The following is a 20,671-nucleotide window of genomic DNA, read 5'->3' as shown; positions in this document are numbered from 1 at the left end:
CTCCACCGGTCGCCACGGATTACGCTGGGCCGGTGATCCGACCCGCCCGACCCGCCGACCTGCCGAGGATGCTCGACCTCGTCCGCGAACTCGCGGCATACGAGCGCGAGCCCGACGCGGTCACCGGCACTCCCGAGTCGTTCACGGACTGCCTGTGGCCGGCGGACGGCTCCCCGACCGCGTGGGCGCACGTGGCGGAGGAGGACGGCGAGGTCGTCGGCATCGCGATCTGGTTCCTCACCTTCTCCACCTGGGAGGGCACCAACGGGATGTGGCTGGAGGATCTCTACGTCTCCCCCGACCACCGCGGCAAGGGCCTGGGCCGGGCGCTGTTGGCCACCCTCGCCGCGGTCTGCGTCGAGCGCGGCTACCGGCGGATGGAATGGACCGTGCTCGACTGGAACACCCCGGCACTGGAGGTCTACCGGCGGGTCGGCGCCGAGCCGATGCGGGAGTGGACTACCCAGCGGTTGACCGGGGACGCCCTGCACCGGCTGGGGACGGCCGGATGACGGGCGCAGCGGGGTCGTCCGGCTACCTGGACGTGTGGACCACGACCGGGCTGACCGTCGGCCTGGTCGCCGCCGCCGTCTGCGTCGTCGCCGGTCTGCGGGGACGTTCCCCGGACCGGTGGAGCCTGGGGGCCGCCGCCGTCCTCGAGGCCGTGCTGCTCCTCGTCGTCGGCAGCTTCCTGGTCCGCTCGCTGCGTGGCGAGAGCCCGGTCGGTCCGGCCTGGGAGCTGTGGGCCTACCTGGTGACCGTGCTGCTGCTGCCGGTCCTGGCGGTCGTCTGGGCCCGGGAGGAGCCGAGCCGGTGGAGCACCTTCGTCCTGGCCCTGGCCGGGTTCGTCGCCGCGGTGATGACCGCGCGGGCCGGGCAGGTCTGGTACGGGGTGGGGCTGTCGTGAGTTCGCCCCGCACCTCAGGCCCGGGCCGGCTGATCATCGCCGTGTATGCCGTGTTCGTGATCGGGTCGGCGTCCCGGGCCGCCGTGCAGATCTCCACCCGGTGGCACGAGGCGCCGTTGGCCTACGGCCTGTCCGCGTTCGCCGCCGCCGTGTACGTCCTGGCCACGGTCTCGCTGTGCATCTCCGGCCCCCGCGCCTGGTGGGTCAGCCTCTGCGCGATCAGCACGGAGCTGGTCGGCGTGCTCGCCGTGGGTCTGTGGAGCGTGCTGTCGCCGGAGAGCTTCCCCGACGACACGGTGTGGAGCGGGTTCGGGCGGGGCTACCTCTACGTCCCGCTGGTGCTGCCGGTCGCCGGCCTCTGGTGGCTGTGGCGGACCCGCCCGTGGCTCAGTTCCAGGTGAAGGCGATCAGCATGTTGGCGATCACCAGGACCGCGGCGACGTGCACCAGGATGGGCGACGCCGTGGCGCCCCGCCGGTTCCGGCCGTTGGAGATCTCCACGAGCGCGGCGACGGCGATCGCCACGACCAGCTTCACCCCGATCTTGGTGTGGTTGAAGTCGTGGTCCAGCGCGGCCTCGCCGAGACCGACCAGGATCAGCCCGGTGAGCACCTGCGCCCGGGCACCCCACACCATGAGCGGGCCGGGGGCCACCGGCTCGGTCTTGCGCGTCACGGCGATGACATACCCCACCAGGAGGGCGACGAGCCCGACGAAGTGCAGGCCGACGACCAGGTTGTAGACGAACTCCATGGGCCCAACCTTAGGACGTGGCGACCCCGTCGAGGATCACCGGCCGCGCCCACTCCAGCACCGGTATCCGGTCGAGGTCGGCCAGCGGCACCCAGGCCGCGTCGGCGGTGGTCCCCCCGACGTCGTGCACGACGGGGGTGCCGGGTCGCTCACACACGCCGTGGTAGATCAGCCGGACCGCGTGGAAGTCCTCCACCCGGCCGGCGGGTGAGGGTCCGGTCCAGTGCGCGGTCACCACGGTCACCGGGGTCAGCCCGGTGACCTGCTGGCCGGTCTCCTCGTGGACCTCCCGGCGCACCCCGTCCAGCGGGTCCTCCCCCGGGTCCAACCCGCCGCCGGGCAGGCCCCACCAGCCGTCCCGTCGGGTCCCCCGGAACGAGGTGAGCAGCACGCACCGCACGCCGTCGACTGTCGCCGGGACCACCGCGTAGGCGGCGATCCGCTGGTACGGGTGCGGGCGCTCCCGCGGCACGACCTCGAAGTGCAGGACGACATCGCCCGCGCCGTCCCGGGCGGCACCGCGGAAGGTGGGTTCCAGCCCCTCGGCGCGGAGCAGCTCCACGGGGTCCGCGCCGTGCCGCACCGGCCGCTCGCGCCGCACGGCGCCGGACGGGTCAGTCGCGCGGAGCCGCAGCACGGCGCCCCCTGGCCTGCTCGTAGGTGGACACCGTCGCCTCGACGACGGCCGGCCAGGCCTGCGCCGGCGGGGTGGTCCGGTTGTGCCCGGCGATCCGGTCGAGCAGCGGGCGGTCCCGCACGAGCTCGACGACCCGGGTCACCAGGGCGTCGTCGTCCGGGGCCAGCACCCCGCTGACCCCGTCCTCGACGAACTCCCCGATCCCGCTGCCCTCCAGCCCCGCCACCGGCAGCCCGGCGGTCCGCGCCTCCAGGGCGGCGATGCCGAACGACTCCAGCCGGGCCGGTGAGAGGTAGAGGTGGCTGTGGTGGTAGCGCCGGGCCAGCTCCGGGCGCGGCAACCGACCCGGCAGGTGCAGCCAGTCCGCCCACCCCTGCCGGCGCACGACCTCGCGCATCGGCGCCAGCAGCGGGCCGTCGCCGGCGACCACCACCTGCACGTCCACCTCGCCGGCCAGCTCGTCCCGCATCCGGTGCACCATGTCGAGCACCGCCAGCGGCCGCTTGCGACGGGCGAACCGGATCGCGCACGCCACCTGCACCGGTCCGCCGCCCGGCGGGGGCGCCGGCGCCGCCCAGTCGGCCACCTCGATGCCGTTGGGCAGCACCTGGACCGGCGCCACCGAGCCGGTGGCGCGCTCCACCTGGTCGGCCGCGGCGCGCCCCACGGCGGTGGGCACCGCCCCGCCACGGACCCACCGGCGCCAGGGCTCGGCATACCGGAGCAACGGGGTGAGGGCACCGAACATGCTGTGCCAGGTGACGACGGTCGGCAGGCCCATCCGGGTGGCCCGGGTCGCGGCCATGGAGGCGAACGGCGCCACGATCCCCAGGTGGACGTGGACGACCTCCGCCTGCGCCATCAGGTCACGCAGGTCGGCGCCCGCCCAGGGGTTGATCGGGACCGGCAGCCGCACCGGCGGCAGGAGGCGGACCACCCCGGGCGTCTCAGGACCAGGGGTCGCCGTGGCCACCCGCACGTCGTGACCGGCCTCCCGCAGGTGGTGGGCCAGGTCGTCCACCTGCACCTCGATCCCGCCCAGTCGGGGCAGGTAACAGTCGGACACCAGCAGGATCCTCACCGGGCCAGCCTGCCACGCCAGGTACCGTGGACGGATCGGAACTGGGTTTTGTGCGCGGGTCGCGGGGGCAGGAGGAGGTGGGCCATGGTTCATACCGTCGTGGCGGTGAACGCCCACCCCGACGACGAGGCGATCCTGACCGGGGGCACCCTCGCCAAGCTCGCCGCGGCCGGCCACCGGGTCGTCCTGGTCACCGCGACGGACGGTGACGCCGGGCCCGCCGCCGCGCAGTTCGGCACCGGCGGGGAGCTCGGCGCCAGGCGGTTGGCGGAGCTGCGGGCCAGCGCGGAGGCGCTGGGTGCGGCCGAGGTCATCCACCTCGGCTACTCCGACAGCGGGCTCGACGCGGACCCCGCGGTGGCGCCACCGGGTCGACGCCGGTTCGTGGACGTACCCGTCGAGGAGGCCGCCGAGGCGCTGGCCGTGGTCCTGCGCCGCGAACGGGCCGACCTGGTCCTGGGCTACGACCCGGCGGGGGGCTACGGGCACCCGGACCACGTCCGGGTGCACGAGGTGGTCCGAGGTGCCCAGCAGCTCGCCGGGGTCCCCCGGCTGCTCGAGGCGACCGCCCCGCGGGAGCCGATCACCACGGCGCTGCGGCTGGCCGCCCGCCTGCACGCCCTGCCCACCGGGTTCGACCCGGCCGAGTGGGCCCACGGGTTCACCCCGCGCGCCCGGATCACCCACCGGATCGACGTCACCCCGGTGATCGCCGCGAAACGGGCCGCCATGGCCGCCCACCTGTCGCAGGCGAGCGGCGACGACGGGTCCGGAGGGCGTAACCTTGCGGCCGTGCTGAAACTGCCCCTCGCGGCCTACCGTCGCGCCCTGGGGCGAGAGTACTTCGTCGACCCGGCGGCCACGCCCGGGACCGTGCAGGGCCAGATCTTCGGGGCACCGGCATGAGCGGCACCGCCGCCGACGGCCCGGACTTCGAGCCGAAGTTCGGGGGGATCGGCTGGCGCCAGGTCCTGCAGTCCCTCGTCGGGTTCGCGATCGCGGGGGCACTCCTGGTGTGGGGGTTGCCACGGGTGGCCGAGACCACCTGGCCGGAGATCGGCCACCAGCTGACCCTGGTCGGCTGGCCGGTGGCGGCGCTGATGATGGCGTTGATGCTGATCGGGCTCTACTGCTACACCTACACGCTGATCGGGTCGCTGCCCGGCCTGACCCACTTCCGCGCCCTCATGGTCAACGCCGCCGGGTCGATGGTCAGCAACATCCTGCCGGCCGGTGGCGCCGTCGGGGTCGCGCTGACCTACATGATGTACCGCACCTGGGGGTTCACCAAGCGCAACATCTCCACCTCGCTGGTGGTCACCGGGGTGTGGAACCTGCTGGCCCGCCTGGTGCTGCCGGTGCTCGCCTGCCTGGTGATCCTGGTCGGCCCGGTGAACGCGCCCCGGTCCGTGCTGATCGGCAGCGGCATCGCCGCAGCGATCGGGCTGGCCATCCTCGGGCTGTTCATCGCCGTCATCTACTCCGACAAGGTCTCCCACCTCGTCGGTCGCGCCGTCGGCCGGCTGGCCAGGCCGTTCTCCCGGCGGGTCCGGGAGGGCCGCGACTTCGACCACCTGATCCAGGACCAGCGGGACCGGATGTCCAACGTGGTCGGGGTCCACGGGGTCCGGATGACCCTGGGTCTGGCCGGCATGTTCGGCTTCTTCTTCGTCCTGTATGCCGTCGCCTGCCACGCGGTGGGGGTGGAGCTGCCCTACGTGGAGATGTTCGCCGCCTACGCCTTCCGCCAGTTCCTCACCGTCGTGGCGATCACGCCCGGTGGTCTGGGGATCACCGAGGCCGGGACGGCCGGCGTCCTCGTGGCGTTCGGCGCCGAGCCGGCGTCGGCCGCCTCCGCCGCCCTGCTGTATGCCGTGTTCACCCACCTGCTCGAGGTGCCCCTGGGCATCGGTGCCGTGCTGCTCTGGTGGTTCGGCCCCAACCACCCGACCACGGAGCAGCTGGGCGCCGGTGGGGAGGAGCTGGTCCCGACCGAGTCGTTGCCACAGGCCCAGCCGCTCGACACCGAACCCGCGCCGGACGCCACCGGGGCGGGACCGGAGACCGGTCCACCCCCGGACACCCCGTAGCGCTGCTGCGCGCTCAGGCCCGGAGCAGCCGGTCGACCTGCCGGGCGTGCGCCTGCTCGGCGATCGTGTCGTCCACCTCTCCGGGGGCGAAGGCACCGGTCGCCCGGGTGGCGGCGGTGGCCAGCAGGGCGTCGGCGAGCGCGGGGTTGGCGGGCAGGATCGGTCCGTGCAGGTAGCTGCCGATCACCTGGTGGGAGCGGGCCCCCTCGGTGCCGTCCGTGCCGTTGTTGCCCTGCCCGTGACGGACCGTGCCGAACGGCTGCTGCCCGTCCTCCAGGATCGTGGAGCCGGAGTGGTTCTCGTACCCCACGACGGTGCCGAACTCGGTGTCCAGCACGACCGGGCCGATCATCCGGGTGGCGTTGCCCTGGGTGGTCACGTCGAGGATGCCCAGGCCGGGCAGCCGGGCCCCGTCCACGGTGATGAACGCCTTCCCGAACAGCTGGTACATCCCGCAGATCATCAGCATCGGGACACCGTCCGCGGCGAGCGAGCGCAGCGTGTCGGCGTGGCGGGCGAGGTCCTCCTGCACCCGGACCTGCCCGGAGTCCTGTCCCCCACCGCCCACGACCAGGTCGACCCGCTCCGGCCACGGCGCGCCGGGGTGGTGCGCGTGGACCACCGGGGTGTAGCCGTGCCAGGACAGCCGTGCCGCCAGGCACCGGGTGTTGCCCAGGTCCCCGTAGATGCTCATCTCCCGGGGGTACAGGTGCACCACGTGCACCTCGCCCTTGCTGTCCCGGGTCGGGGGCGGCGCGACCGGTGGTTCCAGGCTCATCCGGGGGTGTCCTCTCCGAACCGGGCGAGTCCGAACCGGGCGGCCAGCCGTCGTCGCAGGTGCATCATCGCGGTGTAGGTGCAGAAGATCCGGGTGGGTCCACCGCGGTGCTCGGCCAGGAAGGAGTCCAGCGCCCCGTCCAGGTCGGTCTCGACCCGTCCCGTCTCGACCCCGTCGTACCGCAGCCGCAGCGCCATGTCCCAGCCGCGCAACCCGGAGGTCATCGCGACCCCGGTCTCCCGCAGGCTCTCGAAGGAGACGTCGTAGAGCCACGAGACGTCCCGGCCGTCGGCGTAGTCGTCGTTGATCGCGATCATCGTGGCGACCGGTTCGCTGCCGTAGGTCCCCAGCGCCACCGTGAAGCCCGCCGGGTTCTTCACCAGGACGAGCTCCAACGGGTGGCCGTCGACGTCGATCACCTCGCCCCGGCCGAACGGCGGGGTGACGGCCTGCAGGGCCCGCACGGCGCTGGCGGCGTCGAAGTCCCCACCCAGCAGGGCCCGGGCGGTGGTCGTCGCGGCGGTCGCGTTGATCATCGCGGCCAGCCCCCGCTGCTTCAGCGTGACCGGACCCACGGTCTGTCCGCCCAGGAGCACCGAGAAGGCCCGCTCGTCGTCGGGGTGCAGCAGCCCGACCGGGTCGCCGTCGCGGATGTGCGGGGCCACCTCGTCCTCGGCGAACCGGACGTCGGCCTCCTGCAGCTCCGGCAGCCGGTCGGCGATCTCGGGGTCCACCCCGAACCAGTGGACCGCGACCCCGTCCCCCACGTGGTCCACGATCCGCGAGATGAAGGAGTCGTCGGCGTTCAGCACCACGCCGTCGGTGGTCTGCTCGGCCAGGGTGGTCAGCAGCCGGGCCGTGTGGTCGATCTCGGCGAACCGGTCCAGCTGGTCCCGCGCGACGTTGAGCAGCAGGGCGTGCGTGGGCGCGACCTCCGCGGCGAACTTCAGCGCGTGCGCCTCGTCCAGCTCGAGCACCGCGCAGTCCGCGTCCAGCCGCCCCCGCAGGGTGACCTCGCCGAGCATCGCACTGATCACCCCGCGGGTGAAGTTGCTCCCGGTGGGATTGGTGAAGACCCGCACCCCGTGGCCGCGCAGCACCGCGACGAGCATCTTGGTGGTGGTGGTCTTGCCGTTGGTGCCGCTGACGACCACGATCCCGCGGGGCAGCCCCGCCAGGGTGTGCCGCAGCACGGCCGGGTCGACCCGCTCCGTGACCAGCCCGGGCAGCGCCGAACCCCCGCCCCGCAGCCGGGAGGCCACCCGGGCCACCTTCCCGGCGGCCAGCGCCAGCGTCATCCGGCCGGTGGCCCGCCAGGACCGCTGCCGGTCCGTCGTCCGTCCTGCCACGGCTACTCCCACTCGATCGTGCCCGGCGGCTTGCTGGTCACGTCGAGCACGACGCGGTTCACCTCGGCCACCTCGTTGGTGATCCGGGTGGAGATCCGGGCCAGCACGTCATACGGCACCCGGGTCCAGTCCGCGGTCATGGCGTCCTCGCTGGACACCGGGCGGAGCACGATGGGATGGCCGTAGGTACGGCCGTCACCCTGCACCCCGACGGAGCGGACGTCCGCCAGGAGCACGACGGGGCACTGCCAGATGTCGCGGTCCAGCCCTGCCTTGGTCAGCTCCTCGCGGGCGATCCGGTCGGCCACCCGCAACGTGTCGAGGCGGTCCCGGGTGACGTCGCCGACGATCCGGATCCCGAGGCCGGGCCCCGGGAACGGCTGGCGCCACACGATCTCCTCGGGGACCCCGAGCTCGAGGCCGACCTGGCGCACCTCGTCCTTGAACAGGGTGCGCAGCGGCTCGATCAGGGTGAACTGCAGGTCGTCCGGCAGTCCGCCGACGTTGTGGTGGCTCTTGATGTTGGCCGTGCCGCTGCCGCCCCCGGACTCGACCACGTCGGGGTAGAGGGTGCCCTGGACCAGGAACTCGACGGGGTGTCCCTCGTCGTCGGCGGACCCGGCGATGTCCCGGGCCGCCTGCTCGAAGACCCTGATGAACTCCCGCCCGATGATCTTGCGCTTCTCCTCCGGGTCGCTGACCCCGGCGAGCGCGTCGAGGAAGCGTTGCTGGGCGTCCACGACCACCAGGTCCACGCCGGTCGCGGCGACGAAGTCCTTCTCGACCTGCTCGGCCTCGCCCTCGCGGAGCAGCCCGTGGTCGACGAATACGCAGGTCAGCTGGTCCCCGACGGCCCGGTTCACCAGGGCCGCGGCCACCGCGGAGTCCACGCCGCCGGAGAGCCCGCAGATCGCCCGCGCGTCCCCGATGGTCTCCCGTGCGGAGGCCACCAGTTCCTCGGCGATCGAGGACCTGGTCCACGTGGGTTCGATCCCGGCACCGCGGAGCAGGAAGTTCTCCAGCACCCGCTGGCCGAACGAGGAGTGCAACACCTCGGGGTGCCACTGGACGCCGTACAGGCGACGGTCGTCGTCCTCGAAGGCCGCGACCTCGGCACCCGGGGTGGTCGCGGTGACCTTCATCCCCTCGGGCGCGGCCGAGACCGAGTCCCCGTGCGACATCCACACCGTCTGCTCGGCGGGCTGCCCGTCGAACAGGGTGCTGTCGGTGTCGCTGATCCGGGCCTTGGTCTCGCCGTACTCGCGCATCCCGGTCTGGGCGACCGTGCCGCCGAGCCCCCGCGCCATCGCCTGGAAGCCGTAGCAGATCCCGAGGACCGGCACCCCCGCCTCGAACAGGGCCGCGTCGACCGCCGGCGCGCGGTCGGCATACACCGAGGACGGGCCACCGGAGAGGATGACCGCGGCAGGGTCGCGGGCCAGGATCTGCTCGACCGGGGTGTCGTGCCCGACGATCTCGCTGTACACGTCCGCCTCGCGGACCCGGCGGGCGATGAGTTGGGCGTACTGCGCACCGAAGTCGACGACGAGTACCGGGCGCTCATGCAGGGCGTCTGTCACCGCTACAGGTTACCGGCGCACGGTGGGCGGTGCGTCCGCCCGTGCCGCGAGTTGGGCCCGCGCCTGCCGGCTCACCCGGTGCTCGACGTAGAAGGACAGGAAGGGCACCACCCCGGCGAGCATCACCCCGACGATCCGGCCCATCCCCCAGCGCAGCTCGAAGCCGAGCATCATCACCGCCACCAGGTAGACCATGTAGAGGAAGCCGTGCGGCATCGCCCACCAGTCGAGCACGTGGTTGCCGAAGCCGTAGCGCAGCACCATGTGCAGGGTGAGCACCAACAGGGCGACGCCGACGACGAAGGCCATCACCCTGAAGAACACGAGCTTTGCCTGGTCAGACATGGTGGGACGGGGTCCTCTCCGCGGGGTTGGCGCCGGGGTCGTCCGGCACCTCCACTGTATGCCGTGCCGCCGGGACCTCCTGCGCGAGGGCACCCGCCTGCGCCCGGTCCAGCTCGTGGTCGTCCCGCACGAACCGGACGAACATGTAGACCGCAAAGGCCGCGAAGACCCACCACTGGAGGGCGTAGCCGAAGTTGCGCCAGTCGACCTCGCCACCGAAGGACGGCGGCGGGATGAGCCTGACCTGCTCGGCGGTGACCTGGGGCTCCTCGTCCGTGGCGAAGATGAAGGCGTTGTAGAACTCCCCGGGCCACTCGTTGGCCAGCGCGGACAGGTCGATGCTGTCCCGCTGCCCCTCCGGCAGGTCCTTGCGGACCTCCGGGGCCTCCCCCGGGGCGAGCGTGCCGCTGACGGCGACCGGGGTGTCGTCCGGCCGGTCGGCGGCGGCCGGGTCGGTCACGAAGCCGCGCACGACCGCGAGGTTGGCGCCGGTGTCCGCGACGACCAGGGGCGTCACGACCCAGTAGCCGGCCTCACCGTCCAGCACCCGGTCGGGCACCAGGAACTGCTGGTCGCCGACGTAGTGACCGGTCGCGACCACGGGACGACCCGCGCCGTCGTCGGGGAACCGCTGGTGCGGTACCAGCGCCTCGTCGACCGGGACCACCGGCCGGGCCAGCTGCTCGGCACGGGCCTGCTCGACGGCGTCGTCCTGGGCGACCGAGAGCTGCCACAGGCCGAGCCGGGCGAAGGCCACCACGACGACGGCCAGCACGGCGAGGAGCAGCAGCCACCGGGGTTTGATCAGGGTGCGCCACACCCCTCCAGGGTAGGCCCTGGGTCAGTCGCCGGCGGCGCCCGCCTGGTCGTCGAAGACGTAGAGGCTGCCGCCGTAGCAGGCGACCCAGACCTGGTGGGTCACCGGGTCGTAGGTGATCCCGATCGGGTTGGCGTCGGTGGGCTCGGTCTGGAGCACCTCCATGTCCTCCGTGGCGATCTTGGCCACCGAGGGCTCGTAGTAGTTGACCACGTAGAGCGCGGTCCCGTCCGGGGAGATGCTCATGCTGCGCGGCTCGGCCCCCGAGACGACCTCGTCGACGATCTCCTCGGTCTCCGTGTCGATCTTGTAGATCGTGTTGGCCCCGCTGACCGCCATGTAGAGGTACTTGCCGTCGGGCGAGAGGTTCAGGTGCCGCGGCTTGCGGGTGGTGTCCATCATCAGCTCGGAGGTGCCCTCCTCGAGGTCCACCTTGAACAACTTGTTCGCATACATCGCGGCGACGTAGGCGGTCCGGTTGTCCGGCAACACCTCGATCCCCCGGGGCGCGGCGTCGACCGGGATGACCTCCACCTCGGTGGCGCTCTCCCGGTCGACCACCGAGATGGTGGAGTCGCACCAGTTGCTGACCAGCACCCTGGTCTGGTCGGGGGTGATGTCGACGTACTTGGGCACCGCCCCGACCTTGATCACCTGGTCCCAGTCCATCAGCTCGGCGTTGAACCGGTAGAGGTAGGAGGCCCCCACGCCGCTCTGCGGGCTGCAGTCGTCGAACCCCTCGACCCCGAAGTTCTGGCCGTACATCGTGTACTGGGAGACGTAGGCGTACTTGCCGTTGTCGGTCCAGGCCGCCTCCACCGGCGAGCCACTGGACTCCCCGGGGTGGTCCGGGATGCCGAAGTCCTCCATCACGACGCTGTCGGAGAGGGTCTCCAGCAGCTCGCGGCTGGTGGAGTCGTACACCGTCATGGTGTGGCTGTACATCATGTTGTTGGCGATCACCAGGCCGTGGCCGGAGGCCACCACCGACTTCGGGGTGATCCCGCCGGTGATGTAGTCGACCCGTTCCATGGTCGACTCGTCCGAGGGCAGCGCCTGCTCGGCCGGGGATACCGCGTCCTCCTCGCCGGTGTCGTCCCCGGTGTCCTCCCCCGACCCCCCGCCGGCCGGGTCCTCGTCCCCGGTCGCGCTCGCGGTGTCCTCGTCCCCCGCGAGCAGCCCCCCGCCGGTCATCAGCGCACCGTCCCCGGCGCCGTCACCGGAGGACTGGTCCGTCTGGGCCACCGACCCCTCGTCGGAGCCCTCGTCGTCCTCGCCGCCGAGGCAGGCGGTCAGGGTCACCCCCGCCACCACGAGTGCCACCGCTCCCCCGGCGACCCTGCGACGACGCCGGTACCGACGTTCCTGGCGTATCTGCATACCCGATGTTCCCTTCGCTCGGGGTCAGCGTACGTGGACCGGCGCCGCCAACCGCCCGAACGGACCGACACGCCGTCACCGGCGGCGTGCGGTGCCCGCGGTCAGCGCGGTTGGTACGGCGCGACCACGATCTCCACCCGCTGGAACTCCTTGACGTCGCTGTAGCCGGTGGTCGCCATGGCCCGGCGCAGCGCGCCCATCAGGTTGGTCGTGCCGGAGGCGTCCACGCCCGGGCCGAGCAGGATCTCTTCCAGGCTGCCGGAGGTGCCCACGTGCACGCGCTCCCCGCGGGGCAGGAGCGGGTGGTGGGCCTCGGACCCCCAGTGGTAGCCCTGCCCGGGCGCCTCGGCCGCGCGGGCCAGCGCCGCACCGAGCATCACGGCATCGGCGCCGCAGGCCACCGCCTTGACGATGTCGCCGGACAGTCCGACACCGCCGTCGGCGATGACGTGCACGTAGCGGCCCCCGGACTCGTCCAGGTAGTCCCGGCGCGCGGCCGCGACGTCGGCGATCGCGGTGGCCATCGGGGCGTGGATCCCCAGCGTGCTGCGGGTGCGGAGGGCGGCCCCGCCGCCGAAGCCGACGAGCACCCCGGCGGCCCCCGTCCGCATCAGGTGCAACGCCGCCGTGTAGGTGCCGGCGCCGCCGACGATCACGGGGACGTCGAGCTCGTAGATGAACCGCTTGAGGTTCAGCGGCTCGGCGTTGCTGGAGACGTGCTCGGCGGAGACCGTGGTGCCGCGGATCACGAACAGGTCGACCCCCGCGTCGACCACGGTCTTCCAGAACTGCTGGGTCCGTTGCGGCGAGAGCGCCCCCGCGACAGTGACGCCGGCGTCCCGGATCTCCCGGAGCCGTTCGGTGATCAGCTCGGGGCGCACCGGTGCGGCATACAGCTCCTTGAGCCGGGCGGTGCAGCCCGGGGCGTCGAGCGAGCTGATCTCGGCCAGGTGCGCCTCCGGGTTCTCGTACCGGGTCCAGAGGCCCTCGAGGTCCAGCACCCCGAGACCGCCGAGCCGACCCACCTCGATCGCGGTCGCCGGCGAGACCACCGAGTCCATCGGGGCCGCGATGACCGGCAGGTCGAAGTGGTAGGCGTCGATCTGCCAGGAGATGGACACCTCCTCCGGGTCACGGGTGCGCCGGGAGGGCACCACGGCGATGTCCTCGAAGGAGTATGCGCGCCGCCCGCGCTTGCCACGTCCGATCTCGATCTCGCTCACCCGCTCAGGTTATCCGCAGCGGTCCCGGACGGCCGCCCCCTCCCGCCGGGGCGCGTGGCGCGGCATGATGGCACCGTGTCGAACGCCACCGCCCCGAGCACCCGGCAGCCCGTCCTGTACCTGTCCCACGGTGCCCCTCCGCTGGCCGACGACACCCGCTGGTGCGCCGAGCTTGCGCAGTGGTCCCGGACCCTGGCGAAGCCGAAGAACATCCTGGTCGTCTCCGCCCACTGGGAGAACAACCCGCTCTCGCTGAGCGCCACCCGTCCCGGGGTGCCGTTGCTCTACGACTTCTGGGGATTCCCGCAGAAGTACTACGAGGTCACCTACGACGCGCCCGTCGCGCCGGACCTGGCCGACCGGGTGACCGCCCTGGTCGCCGACCGGGGGCAGGTGCGGCACGACCAGGGTCGGGGGCTGGACCACGGTGCCTACGTGCCGCTGGTCGAGATGTTCCCCGACGCCGACGTGCCGGTGCTGCAGATGTCGCTGCCCACGCTGGAACCGCGCGAACTGTTCCGGCTGGGCCGTCAGCTCGCCGAACTGCGCGACGAGGGCACGCTGATCATCGGGTCGGGCTTCACCACGCACAACCTGCGCTGGTTCGTCCCGCGGGCCGGTGCGGACACGCCCCCTCCCGCTGCGTCGGCGGAGTTCGACCACTGGGCGGCAGAGGCGATCGCGGCGCAGGACATCGACGCCCTGCTCACCTTCCAAACGGTCGCACCGGCGGCACACGAGGCGCACCCCCGGACCGAGCACTGGGCCCCGTTGTACGTGGCGCTGGGCGCGGCGGACACCACCGGCGACCTGGCCGGTGAGAACGCGGTCGAGGGCTTCTGGTTCGGCCTGTCCAAGCGCTCCTGGCAGTTCGGCTGACTCAGCTCCGGGAGTAGTTGGGCGCCTCGACCGTCATCTGGATGTCGTGGGGGTGGGACTCCTTGAGCCCGGCCGCGGTGATCCGCACGAACCGTCCGCGCTCCTTCAGCGCCGGCACCGTGGGCGCCCCGACGTAGAACATCGACTGCCGCAGGCCGCCCACCAACTGGTAGGCCACCGCGGCGAGCGGGCCGCGGTAGGCGACCTGGCCCTCGATCCCCTCCGGGATGACCTTGTCGTCGTCGGCGACATCACCTTGGAAGTAGCGGTCCTTGGAGTAGGACACGCCCCGTCCCCGGGACTGCATGGCGCCCAGGCTGCCCATGCCCCGGTAGGACTTGTACTGCTTGCCGTTGATGAAGACCAGGTCGCCCGGGGACTCGTCGCAGCCGGCCAGCAGCGACCCGAGCATCACCGTGTCGGCCCCGGCCACGAGCGCCTTGGCGATGTCGCCGGAGTACTGCAACCCACCGTCGCCGATGACCGGCACCCCAGCCGGCCCCGCGGCCAGGGCGGCCTCGTGGATCGCGGTCACCTGCGGCACGCCGACCCCGGCGACCACGCGCGTGGTGCAGATGGACCCCGGCCCGACCCCCACCTTGATGCCGTCGGCGCCCGCGTCGACCAGCGCCTGGGCACCGGCCCGGGTCGCCACGTTGCCGCCGATCACGTCGACCCCGGACGTCGCCGGGTCGCTCTTGAGCTTGCGGATCATGTCGGTGACCCCGCGGGCGTGCCCGTTCGCGGTGTCGACCACCAGCACGTCGACCTCGGCCTCCACCAGCGTCATCGCCCGCTTCCAGGAATCGCCGAAGAAGCCGACCGCGGCACCCACCCGCAGCCGTCCCGCCCCGTCCTTGGTGGACAGCGGGTACTTCTCGGTCTTGGTGAAGTCCTTGACGGTGAAGAGACCGCGCAGCTGGCCCCGCTCGTCGACGATGGGCAGCTTCTCGATCTTGTTGACCGCCAGCAACCGCAACGCCTCGTCCTTGTCCACCCCCACCGGGGCGGTGACCAGCGGCGACCGGGTCATCACCTCCCGGACCGGACGGGAGAAGTCGGACTCGAAGCGGATGTCCCGGTTGGTGATGATCCCGACCAGTGCGCCCGCGTCGTCCACCACGGGCAACCCGGAGATGCGGAACCGGCCGCACAGGTCATCCATCTCCTGGAGCGTGGCGTCCGGTCCGATGGTGACCGGGTCGGTGACCATCCCGTTCTCGGAGCGCTTCACCCGGTCGACCTGGGTGGCCTGGTCCTCGATGGACAGGTTGCGGTGCAGGATGCCCAGCCCGCCCTCGCGGGCCATCGCGATCGCCATCCGGGCCTCGGTCACGGTGTCCATCGCGGCGGAGAGCAACGGGATCCGCACGCTGATGTTGCGGGTCAGCCGGCTCCCGGTGTCCGCCTCGCTCGGGATGACGTCGGTCTCCCCCGGCAACAGCAGCACGTCGTCGAAGGTGAGTCCGATCGTGCTGAACGCAGCCGGAACGTCGGGGGTCGGGTCAGCCGAGGTCATTGGTCCAGTGTAGGTCGGCCGGCTGAGTGGGCCGACCGCGCCTCCGAGGCTCGACGGACCCTCCGAACACACTGGGCCACAACGTCTTTGCCCGATGGCTTCCCCAGGCGCAGCGATCCACCTAGAGTGACGGGTGTTGGGGAACGTCAGCCAGCAGGGGCGTCGACGGTGACGCCAGGACAGCAGACGAAGTGGGAGGTTGCGTGAGATGAGCGCCGAGCCAGCACCGGTAGCCGAACTCTGGGAGTGGCAGTACCGCGGGTTGTGCCGCAACGTCAGCCCGGAGGTCTTCTTCCACCCCGAGGGCGAGCGGGGCGCCGCCCGTCGCCGCCGCGACGAGATGGCCAAGAGGGTCTGCCACGAGTGCCCCGTCCTGGAGCAGTGCCGGGAGCACGCGCTCCGGGTGCACGAACCGTTCGGGGTGTGGGGGGCGATGACCGAGGCCGAGCGCGAGGACCTGCTCGAAGCCGCCCACCGGATGCCGACGCGGGCCTCGCTGAACTGAGGCGTCGCCGGCACCGACCACGCCGAGCCCGACGACACCGAGACTGACCTACCTGATCGGGCCCGCCCCACCGCTGTCTGCGGTGGGACGGGCCCGATCAGTGCGTGGGGGGGACCCTCAGTGGGAGTGCGCCTCCTCCTCGTCCTCCGGCTTGTCCACGACGAGCGTCTCGGTGGTGAGCACCATCGCGGCGATCGACGCGGCGTTGCGCAGGGCGGAGCGGGTCACCTTGACCGGGTCGAGCACACCTGCGGCGACAAGGTCGACATACTCGCCGGTGGCCGCGTTCAGGCCCTGCCCGGCGGGCAGCTCGGCCACCTTGGCCGTGGCCACGTAGCCCTCGAGCCCGGCGTTCTCGGCGATCCACCGCAGCGGCTCCTGGACCGCCTTGCGGACCAGCGCGACACCAACCGCCTCGTCGCCCTCCGGGGTGAGTGCGTCCAGCGCCGTGGCGGCGTGGATCAGGGCCGAGCCACCGCCGGCGACGATGCCCTCCTCGATGGCCGCCCGGGTCGCCGAGACGGCGTCCTCGACGCGGTGCTTCTTCTCCTTCAGCTCCACCTCGGTGTGGGCACCGACCTGGATGACGCAGACGCCGCCGGACAGCTTGGCCAGCCGCTCCTGCAGCTTCTCGCGGTCCCAGTCTGAGTCGGTGGCGGCGATCTCCGCGGTGATCTGGTCCACCCGGGCCTGCACCTCGTCGGCCGCACCGGCGCCGTCGACGATGGTCGTGCTGTCCTTGGTGGCGACGATCCGCCGGGCCTGGCCCAGCACCTCGAGGCCGACCTGGTCGAGCTTGAGGCCGACCTCCTCGGCGACGACCTGGCCACCGGTGAGGGTGGCCATGTCCTGCAGCATCGCCTTGCGGCGGTCGCCGAACCCGGGGGCCTTGACGGCCACCGCGTTGAAGGTGCCGCGCATCTTGTTCACCACCAGGGTGGACAGGGCCTCGCCCTCGACGTCCTCGGCGATGATGAACAGCGGCTTGCTCTCGCCGACGACCTTCTCCAGCAGCGGCAGCAGGTCCGCGACCGAGGAGATCTTGCCCTGGTGCAACAGCACGTAGGCGTCCTCGAGGACGGCCTCCATGCGCTCGGTGTCGGTGACGAAGTACGGCGAGAGGTAGCCCTTGTCGAACTGCATGCCCTCGGTGAACTCCAGGTCCATGACCGCGGTCGAGGACTCCTCGACGGTGATCACGCCGTCCTTGCCGACCTTGTCGAAGGCGTCGGCGATCAGGTTGCCGATGACCTCGTCCTGGGCGGAGAGGCTGGCGACCTGGGCGATCTCGTCGCGGCCCTCGAGCTCGCGGGCGTTGGTCAGGAGCTGGTCGGACAGCGCCTGGACGGCGGCGTCAATCCCCCGCTTCAGCGCGGCCGGGGCGGCGCCTGCGGCGACGTTGCGCAGGCCCTCCTTGACCAGGGCCTGGGCGAGCACGGTCGCGGTGGTGGTCCCGTCACCGGCGATGTCGTTGGTCTTGGTGGCCACCTCCTTGGCCAGCTGGGCGCCCATGTTCTCGTAGGGGTCCTCCAGCTCGACCTCGCGGGCGATGGTCACGCCGTCGTTGGTGATCGTGGGGGCGCCCCACTTCTTGTCGAGGACGACGTTGCGGCCCTTGGGGCCCAGGGTCACCTTGACGGCGTTGGCGAGGGCGTCGACGCCCCGCTCGAGCGCCTTGCGGGCGTCGTCGTTGAACTGCAACTGCTTAGCCATTGATCGGCCTACTTCCTTCCACGTGCACGGGTATGACGAGCGCCCCGGGGACCCGCGACGAACGCTGGGTCACCGGGGCGGCTCGGTGCGTCAGTTGGCGACGACGGCCAGCACGTCGCGCGCGGACAGGATCAGCAGCTCCTGGCCGCCGTACTTGACCTCGGTGCCGCCGTACTTGCTGTAGATCACGCGGTCGCCGACGGCGATGTCGAGCGGGATGCGCTCGTCGCCGTCCTCGTTCCAACGGCCCGGGCCGACCGCCAGGACCTCGCCCTCCTGGGGCTTCTCCTTGGCGGTGTCCGGGATGACCAGGCCGGAGGCGGTGGTCTGCTCGGCCTCGACGGCCTGGACGACGATCCGGTCTTCGAGCGGCTTGATAGAAACCGACACGGTGGGGCCTTCCCTTCAGGTGTGTCGACAAATGTCTGGCAGATGTCTGTCTGTCTGGTCCGATCTGGGCCGCCGTCGCGGGGGTCGGCTTCGACCTGACCTCGTTGGCACTTGCCGGGGGCGAGTGCCAACACCGAATCTATGTCGCTCATTAGCACTCGGTCAAGCCGAGTGCCAGGATCCGTCGGTCCCGGTGCTCAGAGCAGCGGGCTGAACGGGTCCAGCAGACCCTCGGCGACCCTGGCCAGGAGGCTCCGGTCGGCCCACTCCTCAGCGGTGAGCTCGTGGCAGTTCTCCAGGTCCCGGCGGAAGATCGCCTCCATCTCGGCCGCGTGGTCGCGGTCGCGGAACTCCAGGTTGACCTCGTAGTTGCCCAGCAGCGAGAGCCGGTCGATGTTGGCGGTGCCCACGGTGCTCCACCGCCCGTCCACGGTCGCGGTCTTGGCGTGCACCATGGCGCCCTCGTAGAGGTAGAGCCGCACACCGCCCCGCAGCAGCTCGGAGAACCGGGACCGCGCGACCCAGTCGGCGATCACGTGGTTGGACACCGCCGGCATGATGACCCGCACGTCGACTCCGCGCTCGGCCGCCGTCAGCAGGCCGTCCACGATCTCCCGGTCGGGGATGAAGTAGCCCTGGGTGATCCAGACCCGCTGGGTGGCCCGGTCGATCGCCTCGAGATAGATCCCCCGCACCGGGTAGACCAGCCGGCTCGGCTCGTTGCGCGCCGCCCGCACCGGACCGGTCCAGTCGTCGTTGCCCGAGTTGGGCAGGTCCGGGTGGATGCGCTTGCGGTGCCGGTTCCAGAAGTCGACGAAGGTGTTGGTCAGTTCCCAGACCGAGGGGCCCTCGACCCGGACGTGGGTGTCCCGCCACTGCGTGGCATAGAGGCCACCGATGTTGTAGCCGCCCACGAACCCGACCCGGCCGTCGACCACGAGGATCTTGCGGTGGTCCCGGCCGGTGCGCCGTAGGTTGAGCAGGAACCCGCCGCGGACCGTGGGGAACTTCAGCACCGCTAGCGGCTCGGGGAACTTCTTGAACTCCCGCGGGACCACGACGTTGGCGAACCCGTCGAAGACGACGCAGACCTGCACGCCACGGCCCGCCGCGGCGATCAGGGCGTCCTTGAACCGCTGGCCGAGGTCGTCGCCCTTCCAGATGTAGCTCGCCAGGTAGACGTACTCGGTCGCGCCGTCGATCGCCTCGAGCATGGCGTCGTAGAGGTGCTCGCCGTAGGTGTAGGTGGTGACCGCGTTCTCCCCCACTGCCGTGGAGCTCGGCTCGTGGTCGGGTGCTCCGTGCGCCTCGGTGGTGCGCCGCTTGCGGAGCGCGTCGACCCCGACCACCGTGCCCGCAGCGACCAGTTGGGCCGCGAAGGTGGCGGCCGCCGCCCCGACGAGCACGCGCCGGGCCGAACGCACCCGGGACCGCAGTATCGACATGCGGCCAACCTACCCGGCCCGGGCACCGCGGGCGCTGGTGGATAATGGGGTGATGGGCCCGGACCTGGTGCGCCGCCTGAGCAGCGGCGAGGGCTGGGGGCTGCTCCAGGCGCTTCCTCCGTATGACGAGCAGCAGGTCATCGCGCTCGGGGACCGGCTGAGGGGTGAGGGCTTCGACCCCGAACTGGTGGCGGCCGCGCTGACCCAGTCCCGGCTGCGGGCCCGGGGCAGGGACAAGTTCGGCGACCGGGTGGACGCGATGCTGCTCACCCCGGACGGGGTGGAGCAGGCGACCAGGTCGGAGATCGCGGCCCGGCACGCGGCCCGGTTCGTCGGTGCGGGCGTCACCCGGGTGTGGGACCTGGGTTGCGGTATCGGTGCGGACGCGATGGGCGCCGCCGCGGCGGGCCTGACGGTCAGCGCCGTCGACTCGGACCCGGCGACCGTCGCGGTCGCCGAGGTCAACCTCCGGGGGTGGCCCTCGGCACGGGTCCGGCAGGCGACCGTGGAGGAGGTCCTCCCGGAACTGCCCCACGGACCGGACGCGGTGGGGTGCGGTGCCTGGCTCGACCCGGCGCGACGGGTGCCGGGCGCGACCGACGCCGGGGGGCGGACTAGGCGCATCTTCCGGCTGGAGGAGATCTCCCCGTCCTGGGACACGGTGCGCGAGGTGGCCAGCCGGGTGCCGGCGGCCGGCGCCAAGCTGAGCCCGGCGTTCCCGCACGCCCGGGTCCCCGAAGGGGCGGAGGCGCAGTGGACCTCCTACCGGGGCGAGGCGCTGGAGTGCACGGTCTGGTGGGGCGACGCGGTGCGGGTGCCCGGGCGGACCGCGGCGGTGCACACGGACGACGGGTGGGTCGAGATCCACGACGCGGGCACCGGTCCGGCGCCGACCCTGGCGACCGCAGAGGACATCGGCGGGTGGTTGTACGAGCCGGACCGGGCCGTCCTGCAGGCCGGCCTCGTCGGGACCCTGGCCGCGGCCGTGCAGGGCTCGGAGCTCGACGGCGGCGTCGGCTACGTGGGCGCGGACCAGGTCACCGACCTGCCGTGGGCCCGGCGCTGGCGCGTGCTCGAGGTGCTGCCGCTGCACCCGAAGCGGCTCCGGTCCTGGGCCAGGGACCACGACCTGGGCCGGTTGACGATCAAGAAGCGTGGTGTCCGGCTGGACGCGGACGAGCTGCGCCGACAGCTGCGCCTGAAGGGGTCGGCGGAGGCCGTGGTCGTGGTCACCCGCATCGTGGGCCGTCCGGTGGTGCTGCACGTCCAGCCGCACTGAC

At 72.1% G+C, this 20,671-nt stretch carries 22 protein-coding genes; 8 read left to right on the top strand and 14 right to left on the bottom strand.

Annotation, left to right across the window (positions count from 1 at the left end; all coding sequences use genetic code 11):
• The first annotated feature begins 68 nt into the window (after window positions 1-68).
• Genes FB467_RS06570 through FB467_RS06560 form a run of 3 tightly spaced genes read left to right on the top strand, consistent with a single transcriptional unit; the run spans window position 69 to window position 1,308 of the window.
• Window positions 69-512 (top strand): GNAT family N-acetyltransferase, encoded by a 444-nt coding sequence (locus FB467_RS06570; protein ID WP_211350659.1) that lies wholly within the window; start codon window positions 69-71, stop codon window positions 510-512.
• The gene (locus FB467_RS06565; RefSeq protein ID WP_141784380.1) at window positions 509-907 is read left to right on the top strand and encodes a hypothetical protein; all 399 of its coding nucleotides are present in this window, start codon (window positions 509-511) and stop codon (window positions 905-907) included. The genes FB467_RS06570 and FB467_RS06565 overlap by 4 nt, the downstream gene beginning before the upstream one ends.
• Window positions 904-1,308 (top strand): hypothetical protein, encoded by a 405-nt coding sequence (locus FB467_RS06560; RefSeq protein ID WP_244932729.1) that lies wholly within the window; start codon window positions 904-906, stop codon window positions 1,306-1,308. The genes FB467_RS06565 and FB467_RS06560 overlap by 4 nt, the downstream gene beginning before the upstream one ends.
• Here the strand turns inward: FB467_RS06560 and FB467_RS06555 are convergent.
• The 3 genes from FB467_RS06555 to FB467_RS06545 are packed head-to-tail and all read right to left on the bottom strand — an operon-like array spanning window position 1,295 to window position 3,378.
• Window positions 1,295-1,660: a hypothetical protein gene (locus FB467_RS06555; RefSeq protein ID WP_141784379.1), complete on the bottom strand. Its 366-nt coding sequence runs from the start codon at window positions 1,658-1,660 to the stop codon at window positions 1,295-1,297. The genes FB467_RS06560 and FB467_RS06555 overlap by 14 nt on opposite strands.
• Window positions 1,661-1,670: 10 nt before the next feature.
• Window positions 1,671-2,297, bottom strand: a complete 627-nt coding sequence (locus FB467_RS06550; RefSeq protein WP_141784378.1) for an NUDIX domain-containing protein — start codon at window positions 2,295-2,297, stop codon at window positions 1,671-1,673.
• Entirely contained in the window at window positions 2,275-3,378 is a 1,104-nt protein-coding gene (locus FB467_RS06545) for a glycosyltransferase (RefSeq protein ID WP_170230601.1), read from the bottom strand. The genes FB467_RS06550 and FB467_RS06545 overlap by 23 nt, the downstream gene beginning before the upstream one ends.
• Window positions 3,379-3,462: 84 nt before the next feature.
• On the opposite strand from FB467_RS06545, the gene FB467_RS06540 reads away from it, so the two are divergent.
• The gene (locus tag FB467_RS06540) at window positions 3,463-4,284 is read left to right on the top strand and encodes a PIG-L deacetylase family protein (protein ID WP_141784376.1); all 822 of its coding nucleotides are present in this window, start codon (window positions 3,463-3,465) and stop codon (window positions 4,282-4,284) included.
• Window positions 4,281-5,468 (top strand): lysylphosphatidylglycerol synthase transmembrane domain-containing protein, encoded by a 1,188-nt coding sequence (locus FB467_RS06535; protein WP_141784375.1) that lies wholly within the window; start codon window positions 4,281-4,283, stop codon window positions 5,466-5,468. The genes FB467_RS06540 and FB467_RS06535 overlap by 4 nt, the downstream gene beginning before the upstream one ends.
• 13 nt (window positions 5,469-5,481) lie before the next feature.
• Here FB467_RS06535 and FB467_RS06530 read toward each other — a convergent pair whose 3' ends face one another.
• The 7 genes from FB467_RS06530 to FB467_RS06500 form a co-directional block, all read right to left on the bottom strand.
• A complete protein-coding gene (locus FB467_RS06530) occupies window positions 5,482-6,246 on the bottom strand; it encodes a type 1 glutamine amidotransferase (RefSeq protein WP_141784374.1) in 765 nt (254 codons plus the stop codon).
• Window positions 6,243-7,544, bottom strand: coding sequence for a Mur ligase family protein (locus FB467_RS06525; protein WP_141786511.1), 1,302 nt, complete (start codon window positions 7,542-7,544; stop codon window positions 6,243-6,245). The genes FB467_RS06530 and FB467_RS06525 overlap by 4 nt, the downstream gene beginning before the upstream one ends.
• Before the next feature lie 53 nt (window positions 7,545-7,597).
• Window positions 7,598-9,175, bottom strand: a complete 1,578-nt coding sequence (guaA, locus tag FB467_RS06520) for a glutamine-hydrolyzing GMP synthase (protein ID WP_141784373.1) — start codon at window positions 9,173-9,175, stop codon at window positions 7,598-7,600.
• Between the two features lie 9 nt (window positions 9,176-9,184).
• Complete coding sequence (locus FB467_RS06515; RefSeq protein WP_141784372.1) at window positions 9,185-9,520, bottom strand: DUF3817 domain-containing protein; 336 nt, start codon at window positions 9,518-9,520, stop codon at window positions 9,185-9,187.
• Window positions 9,513-10,340, bottom strand: coding sequence for an SURF1 family protein (locus FB467_RS06510; RefSeq protein WP_141784371.1), 828 nt, complete (start codon window positions 10,338-10,340; stop codon window positions 9,513-9,515). Before FB467_RS06510 ends, FB467_RS06515 begins: the two co-directional genes overlap by 8 nt.
• A 21-nt stretch (window positions 10,341-10,361) precedes the next feature.
• On the bottom strand, window positions 10,362-11,660 hold the full coding sequence (locus FB467_RS06505; RefSeq protein WP_228393382.1) for a YncE family protein: 1,299 nt from the start codon (window positions 11,658-11,660) through the stop codon (window positions 10,362-10,364).
• Between the two features lie 158 nt (window positions 11,661-11,818).
• A complete protein-coding gene (locus FB467_RS06500; protein ID WP_141784369.1) occupies window positions 11,819-12,940 on the bottom strand; it encodes a GuaB3 family IMP dehydrogenase-related protein in 1,122 nt (373 codons plus the stop codon).
• 75 nt (window positions 12,941-13,015) lie between these two features.
• On the opposite strand from FB467_RS06500, the gene FB467_RS06495 reads away from it, so the two are divergent.
• A complete protein-coding gene (locus tag FB467_RS06495; protein WP_141784368.1) occupies window positions 13,016-13,819 on the top strand; it encodes a dioxygenase family protein in 804 nt (267 codons plus the stop codon).
• Between the two features lies 1 nt (window position 13,820).
• Here FB467_RS06495 and guaB read toward each other — a convergent pair whose 3' ends face one another.
• A complete protein-coding gene (guaB, locus tag FB467_RS06490; RefSeq protein ID WP_141784367.1) occupies window positions 13,821-15,338 on the bottom strand; it encodes an IMP dehydrogenase in 1,518 nt (505 codons plus the stop codon).
• 199 nt (window positions 15,339-15,537) lie between these two features.
• Between guaB and FB467_RS06485 the strand changes: the two genes are divergently transcribed.
• Complete coding sequence (locus tag FB467_RS06485) at window positions 15,538-15,843, top strand: WhiB family transcriptional regulator (RefSeq protein ID WP_280525433.1); 306 nt, start codon at window positions 15,538-15,540, stop codon at window positions 15,841-15,843.
• A gap of 117 nt (window positions 15,844-15,960) precedes the next feature.
• Here FB467_RS06485 and groL read toward each other — a convergent pair whose 3' ends face one another.
• From groL to FB467_RS06470, 3 genes are all read right to left on the bottom strand, one after another.
• The gene (gene groL, locus FB467_RS06480; protein ID WP_141784365.1) at window positions 15,961-17,556 is read right to left on the bottom strand and encodes a chaperonin GroEL; all 1,596 of its coding nucleotides are present in this window, start codon (window positions 17,554-17,556) and stop codon (window positions 15,961-15,963) included.
• A 90-nt stretch (window positions 17,557-17,646) separates the two neighbouring features.
• Entirely contained in the window at window positions 17,647-17,946 is a 300-nt protein-coding gene (gene groES / locus FB467_RS06475; protein WP_141784364.1) for a co-chaperone GroES, read from the bottom strand.
• Between the two features lie 197 nt (window positions 17,947-18,143).
• The gene (locus FB467_RS06470) at window positions 18,144-19,391 is read right to left on the bottom strand and encodes a phospholipase D-like domain-containing protein (protein WP_141784363.1); all 1,248 of its coding nucleotides are present in this window, start codon (window positions 19,389-19,391) and stop codon (window positions 18,144-18,146) included.
• A gap of 52 nt (window positions 19,392-19,443) precedes the next feature.
• On the opposite strand from FB467_RS06470, the gene FB467_RS06465 reads away from it, so the two are divergent.
• Window positions 19,444-20,670 (top strand): THUMP-like domain-containing protein, encoded by a 1,227-nt coding sequence (locus FB467_RS06465; RefSeq protein WP_141784362.1) that lies wholly within the window; start codon window positions 19,444-19,446, stop codon window positions 20,668-20,670.
• The last annotated feature ends 1 nt before the right edge of the window (window position 20,671 follow it).

This window comes from Ornithinicoccus hortensis, from assembly GCF_006716185.1.
Taxonomy (GTDB): Bacteria; Actinomycetota; Actinomycetes; order Actinomycetales; family Dermatophilaceae; genus Ornithinicoccus; species Ornithinicoccus hortensis.
This window is presented reverse-complemented; position numbering and strand designations above follow the sequence as displayed.